This window comes from Achromobacter pestifer (genome assembly GCF_013267355.1).
GTDB classification, from domain to species: domain Bacteria; phylum Pseudomonadota; class Gammaproteobacteria; order Burkholderiales; family Burkholderiaceae_B; genus Achromobacter; species Achromobacter pestifer_A.
In genome coordinates this window covers 2,441,069-2,462,671 of sequence record NZ_CP053985.1, presented here as the reverse complement: position 1 = coordinate 2,462,671, position 21,603 = coordinate 2,441,069, and the positions used below count along the sequence as shown (strand labels likewise).

28 protein-coding genes are annotated in these 21,603 nt (G+C 67.0%); 1 reads left to right on the top strand and 27 read right to left on the bottom strand.

What is annotated here, in order from left to right; all coding sequences use genetic code 11:
• Positions 1-9: 9 nt before the first annotated feature.
• Together FOC84_RS11925 and FOC84_RS11920 are read right to left on the bottom strand one after the other, a co-directional pair.
• Complete coding sequence (locus FOC84_RS11925; protein ID WP_173144599.1) at positions 10-636, bottom strand: glutathione S-transferase family protein; 627 nt, start codon at positions 634-636, stop codon at positions 10-12.
• A gap of 269 nt (positions 637-905) precedes the next feature.
• Positions 906-1,682, bottom strand: coding sequence for a Nif3-like dinuclear metal center hexameric protein (locus FOC84_RS11920; RefSeq protein ID WP_173144598.1), 777 nt, complete (start codon positions 1,680-1,682; stop codon positions 906-908).
• A gap of 19 nt (positions 1,683-1,701) precedes the next feature.
• Between FOC84_RS11920 and FOC84_RS11915 the strand changes: the two genes are divergently transcribed.
• Complete coding sequence (locus FOC84_RS11915) at positions 1,702-2,862, top strand: trypsin-like peptidase domain-containing protein (protein ID WP_173144597.1); 1,161 nt, start codon at positions 1,702-1,704, stop codon at positions 2,860-2,862.
• Between the two features lie 30 nt (positions 2,863-2,892).
• Here the strand turns inward: FOC84_RS11915 and FOC84_RS11910 are convergent, their stop codons facing one another.
• The 25 genes from FOC84_RS11910 to FOC84_RS11790 form a co-directional block, all read right to left on the bottom strand.
• A complete protein-coding gene (locus FOC84_RS11910; RefSeq protein ID WP_173144596.1) occupies positions 2,893-3,261 on the bottom strand; it encodes a helix-turn-helix domain-containing protein in 369 nt (122 codons plus the stop codon).
• A 77-nt stretch (positions 3,262-3,338) separates the two neighbouring features.
• Positions 3,339-4,130, bottom strand: a complete 792-nt coding sequence (gene tatC, locus FOC84_RS11905; RefSeq protein ID WP_173144595.1) for a twin-arginine translocase subunit TatC — start codon at positions 4,128-4,130, stop codon at positions 3,339-3,341.
• Positions 4,127-4,651: a Sec-independent protein translocase protein TatB gene (tatB, locus tag FOC84_RS11900; protein WP_173144594.1), complete on the bottom strand. Its 525-nt coding sequence runs from the start codon at positions 4,649-4,651 to the stop codon at positions 4,127-4,129. The genes tatC and tatB overlap by 4 nt, the downstream gene beginning before the upstream one ends.
• A 71-nt stretch (positions 4,652-4,722) precedes the next feature.
• Entirely contained in the window at positions 4,723-4,950 is a 228-nt protein-coding gene (tatA, locus tag FOC84_RS11895; protein ID WP_042795712.1) for a Sec-independent protein translocase subunit TatA, read from the bottom strand.
• Positions 4,951-4,964: 14 nt separating this feature from the next.
• Positions 4,965-5,333 (bottom strand): histidine triad nucleotide-binding protein, encoded by a 369-nt coding sequence (locus FOC84_RS11890; protein WP_173144593.1) that lies wholly within the window; start codon positions 5,331-5,333, stop codon positions 4,965-4,967.
• Between the two features lie 17 nt (positions 5,334-5,350).
• Positions 5,351-5,701 carry a phosphoribosyl-ATP diphosphatase gene (locus tag FOC84_RS11885; protein ID WP_173144592.1) on the bottom strand — a complete coding sequence of 117 codons (351 nt, stop codon included), beginning with the start codon at positions 5,699-5,701 and terminating at the stop codon, positions 5,351-5,353.
• Positions 5,698-6,102, bottom strand: coding sequence for a phosphoribosyl-AMP cyclohydrolase (hisI, locus tag FOC84_RS11880; protein WP_173144591.1), 405 nt, complete (start codon positions 6,100-6,102; stop codon positions 5,698-5,700). The genes FOC84_RS11885 and hisI overlap by 4 nt, the downstream gene beginning before the upstream one ends.
• Positions 6,103-6,236: 134 nt before the next feature.
• Positions 6,237-7,055: an imidazole glycerol phosphate synthase subunit HisF gene (gene hisF, locus FOC84_RS11875; RefSeq protein WP_173144590.1), complete on the bottom strand. Its 819-nt coding sequence runs from the start codon at positions 7,053-7,055 to the stop codon at positions 6,237-6,239.
• On the bottom strand, positions 7,052-7,792 hold the full coding sequence (gene hisA / locus FOC84_RS11870) for a 1-(5-phosphoribosyl)-5-[(5-phosphoribosylamino)methylideneamino]imidazole-4-carboxamide isomerase (protein WP_173144589.1): 741 nt from the start codon (positions 7,790-7,792) through the stop codon (positions 7,052-7,054). The genes hisF and hisA overlap by 4 nt, the downstream gene beginning before the upstream one ends.
• Positions 7,793-7,847: 55 nt before the next feature.
• Positions 7,848-8,546, bottom strand: coding sequence for an imidazole glycerol phosphate synthase subunit HisH (gene hisH / locus FOC84_RS11865; protein WP_173144588.1), 699 nt, complete (start codon positions 8,544-8,546; stop codon positions 7,848-7,850).
• A gap of 31 nt (positions 8,547-8,577) precedes the next feature.
• A complete protein-coding gene (gene hisB, locus FOC84_RS11860; protein ID WP_013390948.1) occupies positions 8,578-9,165 on the bottom strand; it encodes an imidazoleglycerol-phosphate dehydratase HisB in 588 nt (195 codons plus the stop codon).
• Position 9,166: 1 nt separating this feature from the next.
• Positions 9,167-10,255 carry a histidinol-phosphate transaminase gene (hisC, locus tag FOC84_RS11855; RefSeq protein ID WP_173144587.1) on the bottom strand — a complete coding sequence of 363 codons (1,089 nt, stop codon included), beginning with the start codon at positions 10,253-10,255 and terminating at the stop codon, positions 9,167-9,169.
• Positions 10,252-11,556 carry a histidinol dehydrogenase gene (gene hisD, locus FOC84_RS11850; RefSeq protein ID WP_173144586.1) on the bottom strand — a complete coding sequence of 435 codons (1,305 nt, stop codon included), beginning with the start codon at positions 11,554-11,556 and terminating at the stop codon, positions 10,252-10,254. Before hisD ends, hisC begins: the two co-directional genes overlap by 4 nt.
• A 53-nt stretch (positions 11,557-11,609) precedes the next feature.
• Positions 11,610-12,287: an ATP phosphoribosyltransferase gene (hisG, locus tag FOC84_RS11845; RefSeq protein WP_173144585.1), complete on the bottom strand. Its 678-nt coding sequence runs from the start codon at positions 12,285-12,287 to the stop codon at positions 11,610-11,612.
• Positions 12,284-13,549 carry a UDP-N-acetylglucosamine 1-carboxyvinyltransferase gene (murA, locus tag FOC84_RS11840; RefSeq protein ID WP_173144584.1) on the bottom strand — a complete coding sequence of 422 codons (1,266 nt, stop codon included), beginning with the start codon at positions 13,547-13,549 and terminating at the stop codon, positions 12,284-12,286. Before murA ends, hisG begins: the two co-directional genes overlap by 4 nt.
• On the bottom strand, positions 13,549-13,794 hold the full coding sequence (locus FOC84_RS11835; protein ID WP_013390953.1) for a BolA family protein: 246 nt from the start codon (positions 13,792-13,794) through the stop codon (positions 13,549-13,551). Before FOC84_RS11835 ends, murA begins: the two co-directional genes overlap by 1 nt.
• Before the next feature lie 5 nt (positions 13,795-13,799).
• Entirely contained in the window at positions 13,800-14,612 is an 813-nt protein-coding gene (locus FOC84_RS11830; protein ID WP_013390954.1) for an ABC transporter permease, read from the bottom strand.
• Positions 14,609-15,421: an ABC transporter ATP-binding protein gene (locus FOC84_RS11825; RefSeq protein WP_173144583.1), complete on the bottom strand. Its 813-nt coding sequence runs from the start codon at positions 15,419-15,421 to the stop codon at positions 14,609-14,611. The genes FOC84_RS11830 and FOC84_RS11825 overlap by 4 nt, the downstream gene beginning before the upstream one ends.
• Positions 15,422-15,590: 169 nt before the next feature.
• The gene (locus tag FOC84_RS11820; RefSeq protein WP_173144582.1) at positions 15,591-16,220 is read right to left on the bottom strand and encodes an MlaC/ttg2D family ABC transporter substrate-binding protein; all 630 of its coding nucleotides are present in this window, start codon (positions 16,218-16,220) and stop codon (positions 15,591-15,593) included.
• Between the two features lie 39 nt (positions 16,221-16,259).
• The gene (locus FOC84_RS11815) at positions 16,260-17,078 is read right to left on the bottom strand and encodes an MlaA family lipoprotein (protein ID WP_173144581.1); all 819 of its coding nucleotides are present in this window, start codon (positions 17,076-17,078) and stop codon (positions 16,260-16,262) included.
• Positions 17,079-17,159: 81 nt separating this feature from the next.
• Positions 17,160-17,657, bottom strand: coding sequence for an outer membrane lipid asymmetry maintenance protein MlaD (gene mlaD, locus FOC84_RS11810; protein ID WP_173144580.1), 498 nt, complete (start codon positions 17,655-17,657; stop codon positions 17,160-17,162).
• Positions 17,658-17,669: 12 nt separating this feature from the next.
• Complete coding sequence (mlaE, locus tag FOC84_RS11805; protein ID WP_173144579.1) at positions 17,670-18,458, bottom strand: lipid asymmetry maintenance ABC transporter permease subunit MlaE; 789 nt, start codon at positions 18,456-18,458, stop codon at positions 17,670-17,672.
• Positions 18,455-19,291 (bottom strand): ABC transporter ATP-binding protein, encoded by an 837-nt coding sequence (locus FOC84_RS11800; RefSeq protein ID WP_088143853.1) that lies wholly within the window; start codon positions 19,289-19,291, stop codon positions 18,455-18,457. The genes mlaE and FOC84_RS11800 overlap by 4 nt, the downstream gene beginning before the upstream one ends.
• A gap of 242 nt (positions 19,292-19,533) precedes the next feature.
• On the bottom strand, positions 19,534-20,595 hold the full coding sequence (locus tag FOC84_RS11795; protein ID WP_173144578.1) for an NAD(P)H-dependent flavin oxidoreductase: 1,062 nt from the start codon (positions 20,593-20,595) through the stop codon (positions 19,534-19,536).
• Positions 20,596-20,613: 18 nt separating this feature from the next.
• On the bottom strand, positions 20,614-21,591 hold the full coding sequence (locus FOC84_RS11790; protein ID WP_173144577.1) for a Bug family tripartite tricarboxylate transporter substrate binding protein: 978 nt from the start codon (positions 21,589-21,591) through the stop codon (positions 20,614-20,616).
• Positions 21,592-21,603: the final 12 nt, after the last annotated feature.

Sequence of the window (21,603 nt, the reverse complement as noted above, 5' to 3'; positions counted from 1 at the left end):
GCGCGGGGCTCAGGGGCCCGGCGGCACATACCCCGGCAACTGCTGTATGCGCTTGCGCCACGCCGCGATGGCGGGATGGGCGGCGATGTCGATGGCGGCTTCCTCGGCCAGCGCCAGGTAGCCGTAGCAGGCGATGTCGGCCACGGTTGGTGCATCGCCGCCCGCCAGCCATGCGTGGTCCGCAAGACGCTTTTCCAGGCGCAGCAGCACGCGGTCGGTGCGGGCCTGCATGGCGGGCACGTCGAGCAAGGCTTCGCTCACGCCCAGGTGGTGCGCGGCCTCGGCGTTGCTGACCACGCGCGTCAGGCGCAGCGGCTGCAGGCTGTTGGCGATCTCGTTGGCGGATACCGATATCCAGGCGTGCATGGCGCCGATGCGAGGCAGCGGCGCCAGCCATTCGGGGGCGTAGTGATGCGCCAGATGCAGCAGGATGGCGTGGCTGTCCCAGATGGCGGTGTCGCCGTCGGTCAGCGCGGGGATCTGCTGGAAGGCGCTGACGCGCTCGAATTCCGCGGTCTGGTTCTTGCGGGCCAGCACGTCGACGAACCTGCTTTGGTAGTCCCGGCCGATGAGCGCGAGAAAGAGGCGCACCTTGTAGCAGTTGCCGGAGCGCGGGTGGTCGTAGAGGGTCAGCATTCGATGGCTCCGTGTGTGGGAGGCCCGGCCGGAAAGGGCCGGCAGCGGGCGGCTGCATGGAATGCTAGGGCTGTGGACTGCACCCGGAATTGACAGGGAGAGAACCACGATTGACCAGATGCGACGCACAGGCGCCGCCTTGATCTCGCCCTCTGGTTTTCCCCTAGCCTAGTCCTGCCGAATCGGACGCTGGTGGCGCGTGGCCGCCGTTGGCGCCGTGCAATGAAAACGCCCCCTTGCGGGGGCGGTGTTGCGGAGGGCGCAGCCGTTTATGCCGGGTTGTCGATGTCGACGAATTCGACCTTGATGCCGAAGCGTTCCGCCACCGCCTGGCCCAGGGCCTGCGCGCCGTAGCGTTCGGTGGCATGGTGGCCCGCCGCGATGAAGCCCACGCCGGTTTCGCGCGCCTGGTGCACCGTGGATTCGGAGACTTCGCCCGTGATGTAAGCGCTGGCGCCCGCGTCAGCGGCGTCGCCCAGCATGCCTTGCGCGCCGCCCGTGCACCAGGCCACGCGGGCCAGCGGCATGTCCGGGTTGCCCACTACCAAGGGCTGGCGGCCCAGGCGCTCGGCCACGCGCGCGCCTAGTTGGCCCAGCGTCGTCACGCCTTGCGCGGCGCCCAGCCAGACCAGGTTGTCGGGGCCACAGGTTTGTGGCGCGCCGTCGTCGCGCAGCGCGGGCGTCAGGCCCAGCACGCGCGCCAGCTGCGCGTTATTGCCCAGCGTGGGGTGCGCGTCCAGCGGCAGGTGGTAGGCGTACAGGTTCAGGTCGTTTTTCAGGGCCAGCGCCATGCGCGCGCGGCGCGTACCGATGACGCGGCGGTCTTCGTTGCGCCAGAGCCAGCCGTGGTGCACCAGCACCGCGTCCGCGCCGCGCTCGACCGCCACGCGCAGCAGGGCTTCGCTGGCCGTGACTCCGGTGATAATGTGTGCGATTTCGGATCGGCCTTCCACCTGCAGCCCGTTGGGGCAATAGTCCTTGAAGCGCGCTGCTTGCAGGGTGTCGTCCAGCCAATTGGCCAGGACGTGGGAGTCCACTTTACTCATAGCTAGTCCTATCAGAATCATGCGCCGATATTGGCTGATCTTTGCTCAGGCCGTCACGGTCTGCCTGGGTATTCTATTCGTGGTGACGACCTTGCGGCCCGACCTGCTGCGGCTGGCCGGGCCGGCGGCAGGGCCTCAGCCCGCTGCGGCGGCTGCAAGACCGCCGGCTGCGCGCGCCGAGGCCACGGCATCCTATGCCGACGGCGTGGCCCGCGCGGCGCCCTCCGTGGTCAACGTATACACCACCAAGCACGTGAATGTGCCGTTGATTCCGCTGCCCGACGATCCGGTGCTGCGCCAGTTCTTCGGCCAGGTGCCGGGTGTGACGCGGCGCCAGGCGTCCACCAGCCTGGGATCCGGCGTGATCGTGAACCAGGACGGCTACGTGCTGACCAATTACCACGTGGTGCAGGCCGCGGACGCGATCGAGGTCGCGCTGGCGGACGGCCGCCGCGATGCGGCAAAGGTGGTGGGCGCGGATCCGGATACCGATCTGGCCGTGCTGAAGCTGGCTACCCTGCGCGCCTTGCCCGCGGCCACGCTGGCCCCCGACCGGGGCCTGCGCGTGGGCGACGTGGTGCTGGCTATCGGCAATCCGTTCGGCGTGGGGCAAACGACCACGCTGGGCATCGTATCGGCGCTGGGCCGCAACGGACTGGGCCTGAACACCTACGAGAACTTCATCCAGACCGACGCGGCGATCAATCCCGGCAATTCGGGTGGCGCGCTGGTCGATGCCACGGGCAATCTGGTCGGCATCAATACCGCGATCTATTCCGAATCGGGAGGGTCCATGGGCATAGGCTTCGCCACCCCCATCGAGATCGCGCGCAAGGTCATGGACGAGATCGTCAAGACCGGCGGGGTCAAGCGCGGCTGGCTGGGCGTGGAACCGCAGGACGTGACGCCGGAGCTGGCGCGCGCGTTCGGGCTGGATCGGGACACCGTGGGCGTGATCATCGCCGGCGTGATGCGTGACGGGCCGGCGGCGCGCGGCGGCTTGCGGGTCGGGGACATTGTGCAGTCGGTCAACGGCAAGCGCATGGCCGACACCACCAGCCTGCTGTCGGAGATCGCGCAGCTGCCGCCGGGCCAGAGCGCCAAGCTGGGCATATTGCGCGGCGGCAAGCCCGCCGAGCTGGCGGTGGTGGTGGGTACGCGCCCGGGCAAGCCGCGCTAGAAGGGGGCGGACTCCGGGGGCGACGGGCAATCAGGTCGCGGCGGGGTCTTTGGCCATCAGGCGCACCGCCGACAGGATGGCCTTCTTGGTGCTTTCGGATTGATTGCGCAGCAGCGTCCAGATTTCCGTGCAATAGCCGTCCGGGCCGTCGTCCGGCGGGGACGCGCCGTTGTGTGGTGCATCCCCGCCCGGCCCCACGCCGTCGGTCAGCCACGGCACGCTGGTGTCCAGGGCGCGCGCCAGCCGCAGCAAGGTGGCGCGAGACGGCGAATAGCAGTCTTCGCGCATGAGGATTCGATGGATGCAGGACTGCGGCACGCCGGAAATGCGCGCCAGCTGGTTCTGGCTTTTGATGCCGCGCCATCGCATCAGGGTGTGCAGTCTTTGGGCGAGTGACATGAAGGCAATGTAGAGTCGCCGTGGGCCGCCCACAAGGTGAAACGGTCCTGCTTTGTGGGCAGGACCGTCCGAGGGGATCAGTGGCGCTCGGTCAGCGAGTCCGAGTCGACCTCGCTTTGCGCATCCGGTTTTGGCGTGACCAGGCGGGCGCAGATCAGTCCGACCTCATAGAGCAGGCACAGCGGCACGGCCAACATGAACTGGCTGACCACGTCGGGCGGCGTGACCACGGCGGCAATGATGAAGGCGCCCACCACCACGTAGCCGCGGGCGGCCTTCAGCTTGGACAGCTCGACCACGCCCATCTTCACCAGCAGCACCACGGCCACGGGCACTTCGAAGGTGATGCCGAAGGCCATGAACATCGTCATGACGAAGCTCAGGTAGGCCTCGATGTCAGGCGCGGGCGTGATGGACTGCGGCGCGAACGTGGCAATGAAGTGGAATACCGTGCGGAACACCACGAAATAGCAGAACGCCATGCCCGCGATGAACAGAAAGGTGCTGGAAACGATGAGGGGCAGCGCCAGGCGCTTCTCGTGCCGGTACAGACCGGGCGCGACAAAGGCCCAGGCCTGATACAGCACCACGGGCAGCGCCACGATGAACGCGGCCATCATCGTGACCTTGACCGGCACCATGAACGGCGTGATGACGCCGGTGGCGATCATGCGCGTGCCTTCCGGCAGCGAAGCCAGCATGGGCTGGGCCAGGATGTCATAGATGGCCGACGCGCCCGGGTAAATGAACAGCACGATGAACACGACGACCACGGCGCCTACGGCGCGCAGCAGGCGGGTGCGCAATTCGACCAGGTGGGAGATGAAAGTCTCCTGCTGGCCCTCTTCTTGGGTGGCGTCCTGGGTCACGTCGGTGTTCCGGAGGGCGCGACGGGCTTGGCGGCGGGCGCGGCGTCGTCGGCCTTGGGCGCGCTGGGCGCCGGTGGTTGAGTTGCGGCGGGAGCGGGCACGGCCATCGGCGGCAGGTCCAGGTCCAGGCTGTGGTTCTGGCCGGGCGGAGGCGCGATGCTGCGCTCGGGCTCGGCGGGCGCGTCGCCGGCGGCGGCCGGTTCGCCCTTGATGCTGGCTTCGCGCGCGACTTCGTCGAGTTCCGCGCGGAACTGCTGGACGGGTTCCTGCAGCGAGGCCTGGGTTTCGTTCAGCGACTGCTGCACGCCCTGCGCGGCATCTTCCATTTCGCTCTTGAACTTGCGCAGTTCGTCGAGCTCGATTTCGCGCTGGATATCGGATTTCACGTCATTGACGTAACGCTGCGCGCGCCCGAGCAGGTGGCCGACGGTGCGGGCAACCTTGGGCAGGCGTTCGGGGCCGATGACGATCAGGGCGATGACGCCGATCACCATCAGTTCAGTGAAGCTGACATCAAACATTCGACGGCCGCTCGGGAGAGGATGCAATAAGGGCCGGCCTGTTCAGGACGGCCCGGGAGCCGAGCAGGCGCTCAGGAGTTGGATTTTTCCTTGGCCTGCACGTCGATGGTTTCGCCGGAGACGCGCTGCTGCGCGATCGGTTCGGCCGGCTTGTCGCCGTTGGCGTCCTTCATGCCTTCCTTGAAGCCCTTGACCGCGCCGCCCAGGTCCGAGCCGATGTTGCGCAGCTTCTTGGTGCCGAAAATCAGCGCCACGATGACCAGGACAACCAACCAATGCCAGATGCTGAAACTACCCATGATGTTTCTCCGAATTACGCGGTGGGAGCCACGCGCCCTTTCCAGGGTCGCGAGCCGCCGATGATGTGGAAATGCAGATGCGGGACTTCCTGGCCGCCTTCGACGCCAGAATTGATCATGATGCGAAATCCACCATCAGGGCCCGGACGGCAACCGTTTTCAGCGGCTAACCGCGGCGCCAATGACATCATTCTACCCAACCATTCTGCGTCCTCCCCCTTAATATCCTGCATGGATGTGACATGACGTCGAGGGATCAGCAATAAATGTACCGGCGCGGCCGGATTGATGTCGTGGAACGCAACAAAGTCCTCGTCCTCGTAGACCTTCTTGGACGGGATCTCGCCAGCGGCGATCTTGCAGAAGAGACAGTTGTCGCTCATTTTTCCGGGTTCCGGGTTCAGTCTTGCGGGCGGCTCGCCTTTTCCGCCAGGCCGGACAGGCCTTCGCGGCGAGCCAGTTCGGCCAGTACGTCCTCGGGCCGCAGCTTGAAATGCGTCAGGGCCACCAGGCAATGGAACCACAGGTCGGCGGTTTCGCTGACGATGCGGTCGGGCACGCCGTCCTTGGCGGCCATGACCAGTTCGGTGGCTTCCTCGCCGATCTTCTTGAGAAAGGCGTCGGGGCCCTTGGCCAGCAGCTTGGCGGAATAGGAGGCAGAGGGATCGCCGCCGTTTTCGGGGCGGCGGGTTTCCAGGGTATCGGCGATGCGCGCCAGGATGTCGGCGGCGCTTGCGGCTTGAGCGGTCATTTGTAGATCAGTTCGGGGTCTTTCAGCACGGGGTCCACCGTGATCCAGGAAGCCTGGTCGGTCTGGCCTTCCAGGCGGCGGTAGAAGCAGCTGGCGCGTCCGGTATGGCAGGCGATGCCGCCCTGCTGATGGATCTTGAGCAGGATCACGTCGCCGTCGCAGTCCAGGCGCAGTTCGTGCACTTCCTGCGAATGGCCGGACTCTTCGCCCTTGCGCCACAGGCGCTGGCGGGAACGCGACCAGTAGACGGCGCGCCCGGTGGCGGCCGTTTCGGCGAGCGATTCGCGGTTCATCCAGGCCACCATCATGATCTGGCCGTTTTCGGCGTCCTGCGCGATGGCGGGTATCAGGCCGTTTTCGTCGAAGACGACATCGGCCATCCAGGCGGGTTCGTTGCTCATCTCATTCATCCGTTGTCCTCGCGCGGCGGCTTGCTGGCCGCCACTGGCGCGTGGGGACTCATCATCTTACGGCAATACCTTGTTGCACGCCTGAGAGGGGCTTCCCGAAGCGCCGCAGGCGCTTCGGGGGTGGGTCATACCCTTACGGGGATGCCCTGCTCGGCCATGAACCGTTTGCACTCGCCCACCGTATGCTGGCCGAAGTGGAAGATGCTGGCGGCCAGGACCGCGCTGGCGCGGCCGGCGGTGACGCCGTCGGCCAGATGCTGCAGGTTGCCCACGCCGCCGGAGGCGATGACAGGCACCGGCACGGCGTCCGAGACGGTGCGCGTGAGTTCCAGGTCGAAGCCGGACTTGGTGCCGTCGCGGTCCATGCTGGTCAACAGGATTTCGCCAGCGCCGTAGGCGGCCATGCGGCGCGCCCAGGCGACGGCATCCAGTCCGGTGGCCTTGCGGCCGCCGTGGGTGAAGACTTCCCAGCGGGCGGGTTCGCCTGCGGCCGACACGCGGCGCGCGTCGATCGCCACCACCACGCATTGCGAGCCGTGGTAGTCCGAGGCGGCCCGGACCAGTTCCGGATTGGCCACGGCGGCGCTGTTGATGCTGATCTTGTCGGCGCCGGCATTCAGCAGGCGCTGGATGTCGGATACCTGGCGCACGCCGCCGCCCACTGTCAGCGGAATGAAGACCTGCGAGGCCACCTGCTCGATGATGGGCAGGATCAGGTCGCGGCCATCGCTGGTGGCGGTGATGTCGAGGAAGGTGAGTTCGTCGGCGCCCTGCTCGTTGTAGCGGCGGGCGATTTCCACGGGGTCGCCGGCATCGAGCAGGTTGACGAAGTTCACGCCCTTGACGACGCGGCCCGCAGTGACGTCGAGGCAGGGAATGATGCGGCGGGTCAGCGCGCTCTGAGCGGGCGCGCCGGCCGCGGGGGTGCTGCTGGAAGTGGTCATTTTGCCAGTTCGTCGGCGCGTGCCTGCGCCGCTTGGAAGTCGAGCGTGCCTTCGTAGATGCTGCGGCCCAGGATGGCGCCTTCGACGCCTTCTTCCTCGACGGCGCAGAGGGCTTCGATGTCCTGGATGCCGGCGATGCCGCCCGATGCGTAGACCGGGATGCGCACGTGCTGGGCCAAGCGGACCGTGGCTTCGACGTTGACGCCGGACAGCATGCCGTCGCGGCCGATGTCCGTGTAGATGATGGCTTCGCAGCCGTAGTCTTCGAACTTCTTGGCCAGGTCGAGCACGTCGTGGCGGGTCAGCTTGCTCCAGCCGTCGGTGGCGATCTTGCCGTCGCGGGCGTCCAGGCCGACGATGATCTGGCCCGGGAAGGCGCCGCAGGCGTCTTGCAGGAAGCCGGGGTTCTTGACCGCGGCGGTGCCGATAATCACGTAGGAGATGCCGGCGTCGAGGTAGCGTTCGATGGTGTCGAGGTCGCGGATGCCGCCGCCGATCTGTACGGGGATGTCGTCGCCGACAGCGTCCAGGATCGCCTTGATGGGGGCTTCGTTCTTGGGTTTGCCGGCGATGGCGCCGTTCAGGTCGACCAGATGCAGGCGGCGAGCGCCTTGGTCGAGCCAACGTGTGGCCATGGCGGCAGGGTCTTCAGAGAACACCGTTGCATCGTCCAGGTCTCCCTGGCGCAGGCGCACACAGCGCCCGTCTTTGAGATCGATGGCGGGGATCAGCAGCATGGTGGGCAGCGAAAAATATATGGGTTGAAAGGGCTGGCGGGCGTGGGCACGGGGCCTACGGCTGCCAGTCTACAAAATTGCGATACAGGCGCAAACCGTGCTCGGCGCTCTTTTCGGGGTGAAACTGCACCGCGAAAATGTTAGCCGCCGCCACCGCGCAGGTAAAGGCGAGGCCATACTCGGTTTCACCAACTGTCAGGTCCGGATCTTCCGGGTCGGCGTAGTAGCTATGGACGAAATAGAAGTGCGTTTCGTCCGGAATGCCGGCCCAGATAGGATGAGAGCGCGTCTGGCGCACTTTGTTCCATCCCATGTGCGGGACCTTGAGGCGTTCGGGGCGGGTGTCGGCCAGTCCGGCGGCGCCGGCATCGGCCAGGCAGGCTACGTCGTCGCCGCTGACCGGTTCCGCGAAACCCGGGCCCGAGAAGCGGCGCACCACGCCGCGGAACAGGCCCAGGCAGGCGGTGCCGCCTTCCTCGCTGGAATCGAACAGCATCTGTTCACCCACGCAGACGCCCAGCAGGGGCTTCTCGCGCGCGGCGCGCACGACGGCCTCGCGCAGGCCGGATTCGTTCAGGGTGCGCATGCAGTCCGCCATGGCGCCCTGGCCGGGAAACACGACGCGGTCGGCCGCGGCGATCTCCTGGGGCTGGCTGCAGATGCGGATGTCGGCATCGGGGGCGGCGTATTTCAGGGCGCGGGCGACGGAATGGAAATTGCCCATTCCGTAGTCGACGATGGCGATAGTGGTCACTTCTCTCTGCCTGCTGCGGGGTGGATGGACGTTACAGCACGCCCTTGGTGGAGGGCACGACGTCGCCCATGCGCGGATCGACTTCCATGGCCATGCGCAGGGCGCGGCCACAGGCCTTGAAGACCGTTTCCGCCTGGTGGTGGGCATTGACGCCGCGCAGGTTGTCGATGTGCAGCGTGATCAGGGCGTGGTTGACCAGGCCCTGGAAGAATTCGCGCGTCAGATCCACGTCGAAGTCGCCGATGCGGGCGCGGGTGAAGGGGATGTGGTATTCCAGGCCCGGGCGGCCGGAGAAGTCCACCACCACGCGCGACAGCGCTTCGTCCAGCGGCACGTAGGCGTGGCCGTAGCGGCGCAGGCCGGCCTTGGTGCCGACTGCTTTGGCGATGGCCATGCCCAGCGTGATGCCCACGTCTTCCACCGTGTGGTGCGCGTCGATGTGCAGGTCGCCTTCCGCCTTGATGTCGAGGTCGATCAGGCCGTGGCGCGCGATCTGGTCCAGCATATGGTCCAGGAACGGCACGCCAGTGTCGATCGTCTGCTTGCCGGTGCCGTCGATATTGACGGCCACGCGGATGCGGGTTTCGTTGGTGTTGCGGGTGATCTCAGCGGTACGCATGTTAAGCACTCAAAATCTCTTGCAGGGCGGATAGCAAGGCGGCGTTTTCAGCCGGGGCGCCCACCGAGATGCGCAGGCAGTTGGCCAGTAGCGGATGGGCGTTGGAGAAGTTGCGAATCAATATTTTGCGCGTTTTCAGGGCAAGATGCACGGCGTTGCCGTCCAGCTTGCCGGAAAAGCGGGCAAGAACGAAGTTTCCGGCGGAAGGGAATACCCGCACTCCGGGCAGTTGGGCCAGGGCGGCGGCCAGCGGCTCGCGGTCCGCGCGCAGGCGGGCGGCCTGTGCGTCCAGCACCGGCTTGTGGCGCAGCACGGCCGACAGCGTGGCCTGGGTCAGCACGTCCAGGTTGTAGGGCGGGCGGACCTTGTTCAGTTCCGCGATCCAGGCCGGGTGGCCGGCCAGGTAGCCGAAGCGCAGGCCCGCCAGGCCGATCTTGGAGACCGTGCGCATGACGACCACGTTGGGCGCGTCCAGCACTTGTGGCATCCAGGTGCGGTCGGCGAAGGGCTGGTAGGCCTCGTCCAGCACCACCAGGCCGGGGGCGGCGGCGATGATGGCCGCTACGTCCTCATCGGACCAGAGGCCGCCGGTGGGATTGTTGGGCACGGCCAGGAACACCACCTTGGGCTGGTGTTCGCGGATGGCGGCCAGCATGGCCGGCAAATCCAGGGTCAGGTCGGCCGTCAGCGGCACGCCGACGAAGCGGGCGTGGTCGAAGCGCGCGGCCATGTCGAAATAGACGAACGACGGCCAGGGCGACAGCACCGCGTCGCCCGGATTGCAGCAGGCCTGCACCACGATGTGGATGAGTTCGTCCGAGCCGTTGCCGAACAGCACGTCCGCTGCATCCGGCACGCCGAAGGCCGTTTTCACGGCCGCTTGCAGCGCCGACAAGTCGGCCGCGGGATAGCGGTTCAGCGGCGTGTCGCGCACGGCGCGGGCGATGTCCTCGCGCACCGCCTCGGGCAGCTCGTAGGGACATTCCATGGCGTCGAGCTTGATGCAGCCCTCGGCGTTGGCCACGGGGTAGGCGGCCAGTTCGCGGATGTCCGCCCGGACCGTGCCGGCGATGCGGCCCAGCAGGCTCATGGCTGGTCGATCCGGTACTGGGCGCTGGCGGCATGCGCCTGCAGGCCCTCGCCCAGCGCCAGTTCGGCGGCGATGCGGCCCAGCTTCTGGGCGCCCTGGTGCGAAACCTGGATCAGGCTGGAGCGTTTCTGGAAGTCATAGACGCCCAGCGGCGAGGAAAAGCGGGCCGTGCGCGAGGTCGGCAGCACGTGGTTGGGGCCGGCGCAGTAGTCACCCAGCGATTCGGAGCTGAAGCGGCCCATGAAGATCGCGCCGGCGTGGCGGATCTGCGCGGTCCATTTCTCGGGGTGCTCGGTGGAGATCTCGAGGTGCTCGGGCGCGATGTCGTTGGCGATCCGGCAGGCTTCTTCGAGGTCTCGGACCAGGATCAGCGCGCCGCGGTTGGCCAGGCTGACGCGCAGGATGTCGGCGCGCGGCATGGTGGGCAGCAGGCGCTCGATCGAGGCCTGCACTTCTTCGATGAAGGCGGCGTCCGGGCACAGCAGGATGGATTGGGCGAGCTCGTCGTGCTCGGCCTGTGAGAACAGGTCCATGGCGATCCAGTCGGCCGGCGTCTTGCCGTCGCAGATGACCAGGATTTCGCTGGGGCCGGCGATCATGTCGATGCCGACCACGCCGAACACGCGGCGCTTGGCGGCGGCGACGTAGGCGTTGCCCGGGCCGACGATCTTGTCCACGGCCGGCACGGTGGCGGTGCCGTAGGCCAGCGCGCCCACGGCCTGCGCGCCGCCGATGGCGAAGACGCGGTCGACGCCGGCAATCGCCGCGGCGGCCAGCACGATGGGGTTGCGCACGCCGTCGGGCGTGGGCGTGACCATGATCAGTTCCTGCACGCCCGCGACCTTGGCCGGGATGGCGTTCATCAGCACCGAGGACGGATAGGCGGCCTTGCCGCCGGGCACGTACAGGCCCACGCGGTCCAGTGGGGTCACCTGCTGGCCCAGCATGGTGCCGTCGGCGTCCGTATAGGTCCAGGTCTCGGCGCGCTGGCGTTCGTGGTAGCTGCGCACGCGGTCGGCGGCGGCTTCCAGGGCATTGCGCTGGGCGGCGGGCAGCGCGGCCAGGGCCGCCTGCCAGTCAGCCTTGGGGATCTCCAGCGTCTGCGCCGATGCGCCGGGGATGCGGTCAAAGCGCTGCGTGTATTCCACCAGCGCGGCGTCGCCGCGGGCGCGCACGTCGGCCAGGATGCCGGCCGCGGCGCGGTCGATGGATTCGTCCTCGGCGGCTTCGAAGGCCAGCAGCGTGGACAGGGCGGATTTGAATCCGGGGTCGCGGGAGTCGAGACGATTGATCAGGGCCATGGCGTCATGCAGCAAGCAGGTAACGGCCGCCGCGGCGTCGCGGCGGGCGAGGGTCAGGCGTTGCGGGAGGCGGCTCTCTCGAAGGCGTCCAGCAGCGGTTGCAGGCGGGCGCCGCGGGTTTTCAGCGCGGCCTGGTTGACGATCAGGCGCGAGGAAATCGGCATGATGTCTTCCACCGCGACCAGGTCGTTGGCGCGCAGGGTGCCGCCGGTGGACACCAGGTCCACGATGCAGTCGGCCAGGCCCACCAGCGGCGCCAGTTCCATCGAACCATACAGCTTGATGATGTCCACGTACACACCCTTGGCCGCGAAGTGTTCACGGGCTGACTGCACGTACTTGGTCGCCACGCGCAGGCGCGCGCCCTGGTGGACCGCGCCTTCGTAGTCGAAGCCCTTGCGCACGGCCACGGCCAGGCGGCATTTGGCGATGTTCAGGTCGATCGGCTGGTACAGGCCGCCGGGCTGTTCCTTGGCGTGCTCGATGAGCACGTCCTTGCCCGCGATGCCGAGGTCGGCCGCGCCGTACTGCACGTAGGTGGGCACGTCCGAGGCGCGCACGATGATCAGCCGCAGGCCGGGATCGCTGGTGGGCAGGATCAGCTTGCGCGAGCTTTCGGGATTCTCGGGGACCTCGATGCCGGCCTCGGCCAGCAGGGGCATGGTCTCTTCGAAGATGCGCCCTTTGGACAGTGCGAGGGTCAAGGGGGGGGCGACGGTGGCATCGTTCATGCCTGTTCCTTGGTGACGCGTTGGATGTTCGCGCCCAGGGCGCGCAGTTTCACTTCCATCTGGTCGTAGCCGCGGTCCAGGTGGTAGATGCGGTCGACCAGGGTTTCGCCTTCGGCCGCGAGGCCGGCGATGACCAGGCTGGCCGAGGCGCGCAGATCGGTGGCCATGACGGTGGCGCCCGACAGCTTCGGCACGCCGCGCACGATGGCGGTGTGGCCGTCGATGTCGATGTCCGCGCCCATGCGGCGCAGTTCCTGCACGTGCATGTAGCGGTTTTCAAAGATGGTTTCGACGACGACCGAGGTGCCTTCGGCCACGGCGTTCAGCGCCATGACCTGGGCCTGCATGTCGGTGGCGAAGCCCGGGTATTCCAGGGTGCGAAAGCCCACGGCGCGCGGGCGCGAGGACATGGCGCAGCGGATCCAGTCGGGGCCGGTCTCGATGGTGAGGCCGGCTTCGGTCAGCTTGCCCAGGGTGGCGCCGAGGATGTCCGCGTCCGTATTGTGCAGGACGATGTCGCCGCCCGCCGCGCCGACGGCGCACAGGAAGGTGCCGGCTTCGATGCGGTCGGAGATGACGCGGTGTTCGGCGCCGTGCAGGCGCTCCACGCCGTCGATCACGATGCGGCTGGTGCCGTGGCCCTGGATGCGCGCGCCCATCTTGATGAGCAGTTCGGCCAGGTCCACCACTTCGGGTTCGCAGGCGGCGTTTTCCAGCACGGTCCGGCCGTCGGCCAGCACCGCGGCCATCAGCAGGTTTTCGGTGCCGGTGACGGTGACCATGTCGGTGCGCACGGAGGCGCCCTTCAGGCGCTTGGCGCGCGCCACCACGAAGCCGTGTTCGATGCTGATTTCGGCGCCCAGCGCGGCCAGGCCCTTGATGTGCTGGTCCACCGGGCGCTGGCCGATGCTGCAGCCGCCAGGCAGGCTGACGCGGGCTTCGCCGAAGCGCGCCAGCAGCGGGCCCAGCACCAGGATGGAGGCCCGCATGGTCTTGACCAGTTCGTATGGAGCTTCCAGCTTGTCGACCTGGTTGGCCTGCAGCGTGACCGTGCCGTCCGCGTCACGCTCGGCGCGCACGCCCATGCGGCCCAGCAGGCGCAGCATGGTGGCCGTGTCGTTCAGGTGCGGCACGTTGCTGAGGGTCAGCGCGTCGGCGGTCAGCAGGCCGGCGCACAGGATGGGCAGGGCCGAGTTCTTGGCGCCGGAGATGGAGATTTCGCCTTGCAGGCGCGAACCTCCGGTGATGCGTAGCTTGTCCATTACTTGCCTGCTTGCTGGTATTCGGCGGGAGTCAGCGTGCGCATGGACAGCGCATGGATTTCGGCCTTCATGCGGTCGCCGAGCGCGGCATAGACCAGTTGGTGGCGCTGGATCAGGCGCTTGCCTTCGAAGGCGGTGCTGACGATGACCGCGTCGAAATGCGAGCCGTCGCCTTGCACGTCGAGATGTTCACAGGGCAGGCCGTCCGCGATGTATTGGCGGACTTGCGCGGGAGTGGGAAGCATGGACGTCAGTTCCTGAGTTTGTAGCCGCTGGCCAGTAGCCGCAGCGCATAGAGCGATAGCGCGAGGAACACCCCCGTCACCACCGCCAGGCTGCGCCAGGGGGAGACGTCCGACACCGAGAAGAATCCGTAGCGGAAGCCGTCGATGGTGTAGAAGATGGGGTTCCAGTGGGACACGCTCTGCCAGAAGGCGGGGAGCGTATGGATGGAATAGAACACGCCGGACAGGAAGGTGGCCGGCATGATGAGGAAGTTCTGGAAGGCCGCGAGCTGGTCGAATTTCTCGGACCAGAGGCCGGCGATCAGGCCCAGCACGCCCATGATGCCGCAGGCCAGCACGGCGAAGACGGCCAGCCACAGCGGGTGGGCCGGGATCAGCGACACGAAGAACAGCGCCACCACCCACACGCACAGTCCGACCGCGAGGCCGCGCACGATCGCCGCCAGCACGTAGGCGGCGAAGATGTCGCGGTGCGACAGCGGCGGCAGCAGCATGAAGACCAGGTTGCCCGTGATGCGGCTCTGGATGAGCGAGGACGAGGGATTGGCGAAGGCGTTCTGCAGCATGCTCATCATCATGAGCCCGGGAATCAGGAACGCCGTGTAGGGCACGCTGCCGTACACCATGACGCGGCCTTCCAGCACATGGGCGAAGACCAGCAGGTACAGCAGCGCGGTGATGACCGGGGCGGCGATGGTCTGGAAGCTGACCTTCCAGAAGCGCAGCAATTCCTTGCGCAGCAAGGTCGGGAAGCCGGAGCCCGCATCCAGGCGGGGCTGCACCAGCGGCTGGCTGGCGGTCGCGGCGGGCTGGGTCATGACGAGATCTCTTCGGGTTGCAGGGCGGGCGCGGGTTGTTCGTCGCCTGCGTGCATGATGCGCACGAAGGCGTCTTCCAGGTCGACGCCGCCGACGCGGGCCATCAGGGCCTGGGTGGTGTCCAGCGCCACGATGCGGCCGCGCTTGAGCATGGCGATGCGGCCGCACAGGGCTTCCGCTTCTTCCAGGTAGTGGGTGGTCAGCATGATGGTGTGGCCGGCCTTGTTCAGGCGCGAAATGAATTCCCACAGCGTGCGGCGCAGGTCCACGTCCACGCCGGCGGTGGGTTCGTCCAGCACGATCACGGGCGGACGGTGCACCAGCGCCTGGGCCACTAGCACGCGGCGCTTCATGCCGCCGGACAGAGCCCGCATATTGGAGTTGGCCTTGTCGGCCAGCCCCAGGTTGAACAAGATTTCGTCGATCCAGTCGTCGTTCTTGCGCAGGCCGAAATAGCCGGACTGGATGCGCAGGGTTTCGCGCACCGTGAAGAACGGGTCATAGACCAGTTCTTGCGGCACTACGCCCAAGGCCCGCCGCGCCGACTTGTAGTCGGCCACGACGTCGTATCCACAGACCGTGGCGCGGCCCGAACTGGCGTGCGCCAGGCCGGCCAGGATCGAGATCAGCGTGGTCTTGCCGGCGCCATTGGGGCCGAGCAGGCCGAAGAACTCGCCGTGCTCGATGTTCAGGCTGACATTGTCCAGCGCCTGGAAGCCGGCGGCGGGCGGGCGTCCGAGCAGCTTCTGCCAGCCGCGCTGGCGCGGGGAGTAGACCTTGGAGACGTTTTCTAGACTGACGGCGGACATGACGGCGGGAGATGGCCCGAAAAGAGCGAATTGATCATTATATAAGCGCGTCGCTGCCGTCCCGGCCGGTAGCCCTGGCATCCCCCCGGGTATCCGGATGGTCTGTCCCTAAAACAAGCGGCCCGGCGGGCCACAAGGGCGCGCCGGGCCGCGACAGCCGCAAGGCCGGTCATTGGTTGCGTTGGTTCAACGCCTTGATCAGGCCGTCGATGCCGTCGCGGTTGATCTGCTGCGCGAACTGGTTGCGGTAGTTCTCGATGAGCCAGATGCCTTCGACGTTCATGTCGTAGATCTTCCAGCCCTGGGCAGTCTTTTCCAGGCGGTAGTCGACGCCCACGGGCTGGTCGTTGCCCTGGGAGATCAAGGTGCGCACGACCACGTCGTCGGCCTTGGGATCGCCGCGGAACGGCAGCGCGCGGACCGTGGTGCTGGACGTGACGCGGGTCAGCGCGCCGCTGTAGGTGCGCACCAAGGTGCCGCGGAAGGCTTCGGCCAGTTCCTTTTTCTGCACATCGTTGGCCTGGCGCCAGTAGCGGCCGGCGGCCAGCCGCGTGGTTTTCTGGAAGTTGACGTAGGGCAGGATGTGTTCGTTGACGACCTGATTGATGCGGGCGGGGTTGCCGGCCTTGACGGAGCCGTCGGCCTTCAGCACGTCCAGGGCCTCATTGGCGGTGGCCAGCACGAACTGGTCGGGAGAACCGTTGGGGTCGGGTTTGGCCTGCGCGCCGGCGGTCAGGCCCAGGGCCAGCAGGCCCATGAAAGCCAGACGCTGCAGCAGGGAAACAAAGGGTACTCGCATCAAAACTCCTTACTTGTACTGATGGCGCAGCGCTGCGGCTTACTTGGCTGCAGGTTGCGCGGCGGGTTGCGCAGCGGGCTGTGCCGCCGGCTGCGCGGCGGGGGCAGCGTCGTCCTCGTCGTCTTCGTAGTTGGGCAGCGAGGACTCGTCGTCCACCTTCTGGCCCAGCACCATGGCGGCGCGGCGCTGCAGATAGGCGTCGCGCACGAAGCTGTAGGGGTCGAGCGCAACGCGGTCGATGGTGTCGGTGGCGCTCAGCAGGCTGGCGCGCGTATCGACCACGCGCAGGCCCCACAGCGAATTGCGCAGGCGGACGTTGTCGATGGAATCGACGCCCATGTAGCCGTAGGTGGTGCCGGCGTAGTCGCCGATCAGGCCTGCGCCGTCGCGCACGGAAGACGAGCCGAAGAACGGCAGCACCAGGTACGGGCCCTGGCTGAAGCCCCACACGCCCAGCGTGGTGCCGAAGTCGTTCGGGATGCGGCGCGCGCCGTTGGCCGAGGCGACGTCGAAGCAGCCGCCCACGCCCATGGTGGTGTTGAACAGGAAGCGGCCCAGCGTGTTGACGAAGTCGTGGCCGCGGCCTTGCAGGAAGCTGTTGGTGCCGGACCAGAGTTCGCCGACGTTGCTGAAGATGTTGTGCACGCAGCTGCGCACCGGCTGCGGCGTGACGAAGGTGTAGGCCTGCGCCACCGGCTTGAAGACGGCGCGGTCGACGGTGTCGTTGAATTTATAGACGCCCCGGTTGAAGCCTTCCCAGGGATCGCGGGGATCCGGGTTCTGCGGCGCGGCGCAGCCTGCCATCAGAGCGCCCGCGGCGGCGACGGTGGCAATCCTGCAAATAGTTTTCTTGTTCATGATCAGGGCATCCCTATCAACGATTCTTATGATATTGCGTACCTTGGACGCGCTGCTGTTACCGCGTCTGTCGCATTGTCTTTAATTTGGTGTTTTCGCGGCGGGTTCCGGCGCGCTCGAGCCTTGCTTCTCCGCCGACCCGTACAGGAACTGGCTGATCAGTTGTTCAAGCACCACAGCGCTTTGCGTGTAGCGGATCTTGCCGCCGTCGGCAAAGTTTTCCTCTTCGCTGCCCGCGCTCAGGCCCAGGTATTGCTCGCCCAGCAGGCCCGAGGTCAGGATGGACGCCGAAGTGTCCTTGGGGAACTGATAGGCCGTTTCCAGGTTGACCGAGACGACCGCCTGGAAGGTCTTGTCGTCGAACGAGATGCCGGCAACCCGGCCCACGACGACCCCCGCGCTCTTGACGGGCGCGCGCACCTTGAGGCCGCCTACGTTATCGAAGTTGGCCGTCAGCGTATAGGTCGGGGCGAAAGAAAAGGTGCTCAAGTTGCCGGCGCGCAACGCCAGGAACGCCAGCGCGACCGCGCCCAGTAATACAAACAGGCCTACCCAGAAGTCGGTTTTTTCGCGAGACATGATCGATCCGTATCAATTTCCAAACATCAAGGCGGTGAGCAGGAAGTCCAGCCCAAGTACCGCCAGGGAGCCCACCACCACGGTGCGCGTGGTCGCGCGGGCAACGCCTTCAGGGGTGGGCTTGGCCTGCCAGCCCTCGTAGAGCGCGACCAGCGTCACGGTGACGCCGAAGACCAGGCTCTTGATGACGCCGTTGGCCACGTCTTTCCAGACGTCGACGCCGTTCTGCATTTGCGACCAGAACGCGCCGGCATCCACGCCGATCAGCAGCACGCCCACGACCCAGCCGCCCAGGATGCCCACCATGGAGAACACCGCCGCCAGGATGGGCATGGCGATGATGCCGCCCCACAGGCGCGGCACCAGCACGCGGCGTATGGGGTCGACGGCCATGACTTCCATGGCCGCCAGTTGTTCGCCGGCCTTCATCAGGCCGATTTCCGCGGTGAGCGAGGTGCCCGCGCGGCCCGCGAACAGCAGCGCCGTGACCACGGGCCCGAGTTCCCGCACCAGCGACAGGGCCACCAGCAGGCCCAGCGCCTCTTCGGAGCCGTAGCGGTTCAGCGTGTAATAGCCCTGCAGTCCCAGCACGAAGCCCACGAACATGCCGGACACGGCAATGATCAGCAGCGAGTAGTTGCCGATGAAATGGACCTGCTGTGACACCAGGCGCGGACGCGACAGCGCAATGCCGCTGCGCCCCAGCATGGCGCCGAAGAAGCGGGTGAAGTAGCCGATGCCGGCAACGCGGGTGCGTACCCAGCCGCCCAGCGCGCCGATGGCGTTGTTGGATCCGCTCATGCGCGGCGCCCCTCCTGTTGGGAAAGCCACTTCTTGAAAGCGGGCGTTTCGGGATACTGGAACGCGACGGGGCCGTCGGGCTCCCCTTTGAGGAACTGCTGCACGTAGGGGTCTTGCGAGGCCGAGAGCATTTCGGGGGTGCCGGCGGCGGCAAGCTTGCCCTGTCCGACCAGGTACACCTGGTCCGCGATGGCAAACGATTCATGCACGTCGTGCGTGATCAACACCGAGGCACAGCCGAGCCGGTCGGCCAGGTTGCGGATCAGGCGGGCGGTAATGCCCAGCGAGATCGGGTCCAGTCCGGCAAACGGCTCGTCGTACAGAATGAGTTCGGGCTCCAGCACCACGGCGCGGGCCAGCGCCACGCGCCGGGCCATGCCGCCGGAGATTTCCGCCACCTTCAGATGCGCGGCCGCGCGCAGGCCGACGGCGTCGAGCTTGTCCAGCACGCGTTCGGTGACTTCGGGCTCCGCCAGTTTGGTGTGCTCGCGCAGCGGGAAGGCCACGTTCTCGAACACATTCAGGTCAGTGAAAAGCGCACCCTGCTGAAATAGGACGCCCATGCGCGTGCGCAGCGATTGCAGTTCGGCGCGGCTGACGTGGGCCATGTCCTGGCCGAAGGCCAGCACCCGGCCGCGTTGCGCGGTGAGCTGGCCGGTGGCCGCGCGCAACAGCGTGGTCTTGCCCGATCCCGAGCCGCCCATGATGGCGACCACCTGGCCGGCGCGCACGTCCATGGAAATGTCGCGCAAGACGGTGAAATCACCATAGCCTAGCGCCACACCTTCCAGGCGCAGGGCGAATTCCGGGGTCTTGCTGGTTTGAGCGGGCATGGGCAACGAAAGGGTGTTTCGGCGGCGGAGCTTGCCCTGCTGTCCGGTCGATGCGACCGGCAATATTCATAGCCGGCGCGGCGAAGACAGGCGGCGTCGGGAAGCGCCCTGTTACTCATATGCCGGGGGCGAGGTCGGGCCTGGGCTCCCGGCGGCGAGGCGCCATTGTAGCCCGACGCTTTGTAATCACAACGCGAGAGCCCGCGCGTGGAACAGTGTTTTCGATTCAGGGAACAATATATTCAGCGGCGCGCCTGCGCTGCCGCGGTCTCCCGGGCCAGCCGCGCCACCAGGTCGGAGGTGCTCTCGCGCCGTGCGAGCGGGGCCCCCTGGCCGGCCCACAGGGACAGTACGTCGGTATTGCCGGCCTTGCCGCCCGCCGTGCGCATGGGGCGCGTCAGTGCGTTCTGCAGGGGATACGGCAGGATGTCGGCCGCAATCGCGTCGGCTTCGCGCATGAAGGCGTTTTCGATGCCGCGGGCCGGCCGTCCGGAAAACGCGCGCGTCACGCGCGACTGTTCTGCCCGGGAGGCGGGCAGCAGCGCCTTGTAGGCTTCATTGATGCCGGATTCCTCGGTGGTCAGAAAGGCCGTCCCCATTTGTGCCAGATCGGCGCCCAAGGCCAGCGCGGCGGCGATGCCGCGGCCGTCCATGATGCCGCCGGACGCAATAACAGGGACAGAGACTGCATCGGCCACCTGGGGCACCAGCGCCATGGTGCCGATCAGCGATTCCTCGAAACCACCCAGGAAGGTGCCGCGGTGGCCGCCGGCCTCGGCGCCCTGCGCCACGATGGCGTCCACGCCGTCCGCTTCAAGGGCGACCGCTTCGCGCACGGTGGTCGCGGTGCCCACGGTCAGGATGCCCAGCTCGCGGCAGCGCGCGATGGCCGCGGCCGGCATGCGGCCGAAGGTGAAGCTGAAGACGGCCGGACGCACCCTCAGGATGGCCTCGATCTGTTGCGGCAGCGGGTCGGCTTGAGGGCCGGGCGCGGCGGGCGCCGGCAGGCCCAACTGCTGGTGATAGCGCGTCATCAGCGCCAGCATGCGGTCGGCGTCGCCCCGCATGGGTTCTTCCGGCACCGATGCGAACAGGTTGATGGCGAACGGCAGCGGCGTGCGCGCACGGATGTCGCGCGCTGCCGCCTCGATCTGCTCGGGGCTCATATAGGCCGCCCCGAGCGAACCCAGGACGCCCGCCTTCGATGCTTCGGAAACCAGCTCCACCGTCGTGGCGCCGCCGGCCATGGGGGCCTGGACGATGGGATGGTGCAGCTTGAGCAGATCAGTCAGACGGGTAGCCATGGCATTACTCCTGGAAGGTTACTGAAGCTGGATGTTCCCAGCCTTGATGACGTGGGCCCACTTCTCGGTTTCGCTCTTGATGAAGGCGCCGAATTCCTCGGGCGTGCCGCCGCCGGCCTGACTGCCGGTGTCGGCGATGGCCTTCTGCACGTCCGGCTCCTTCAGGATGCGGTTGAACTCGGCGTTGAGCTTGGCGATGATGGGCGCGGGCGTGCCGGCCGGGGCGACGATGCCCTGCCAGTTGTAGGACTCGAAGCCCGGCAGGCCGGATTCGGCCATGGTCGGCACGTCGGGCAGCACGGCCAGGCGCTTGGCCGACGTGACCGCGATGGGGTGGATCTTGGCGCCCTGGATCGCGGGCAGCGCGGAATAGCCCATTTCGAACATCATCGAGATGTGGCCGCCCATCAGGTCGGTCGCGGCCAGGCTGCCGCCCTTGTAGGGCACGTGGACGATGTCGATCTTGGCCTGTTCGCGGAACATTTCACCGGACAGGTGATGCGCGCCGCCCACGCCGGACGAACCGAAGGACAGCTTGCCGGGCTGCTTCTTGGCCAGCGCGATCAGGTCCGCCAGCGTCTTCACCGGCAGTTCGTTGTTCACGCTCAGCACCAGCGGGCTGTTTTCGATCAGGATGATCGGGGCCAAATCTTTCTGCGGGTTGTACGGCATGTCCTTCATCAGCGTCGGATTGACCGCCATGGGCGCCAGATTGCCCGTGCCGATGGTGTAGCCGTCCGGCGCGGCGCGCGCGATCAGGTTGGTGCCGACCACGCCGCCCGCGCCCGCCTTGTTTTCGACCACGATGGGCTGGCCCAGCGAATCACCCAGCTTGCGCGCCAAAAGGCGCACGCGGGTGTCGGCGAAGCCGCCCGGCGCATAAGGCACGATCATGGTGATGGGCTTGGCTGGCCAGTCGGCGGTCTGGGCCTGGGCGGCGCCGCTGAAGGCGGCGGTGGCTGCCAGGGCGGCAATAAGGGGACGCAACGATTTCATAGAGATGACTCC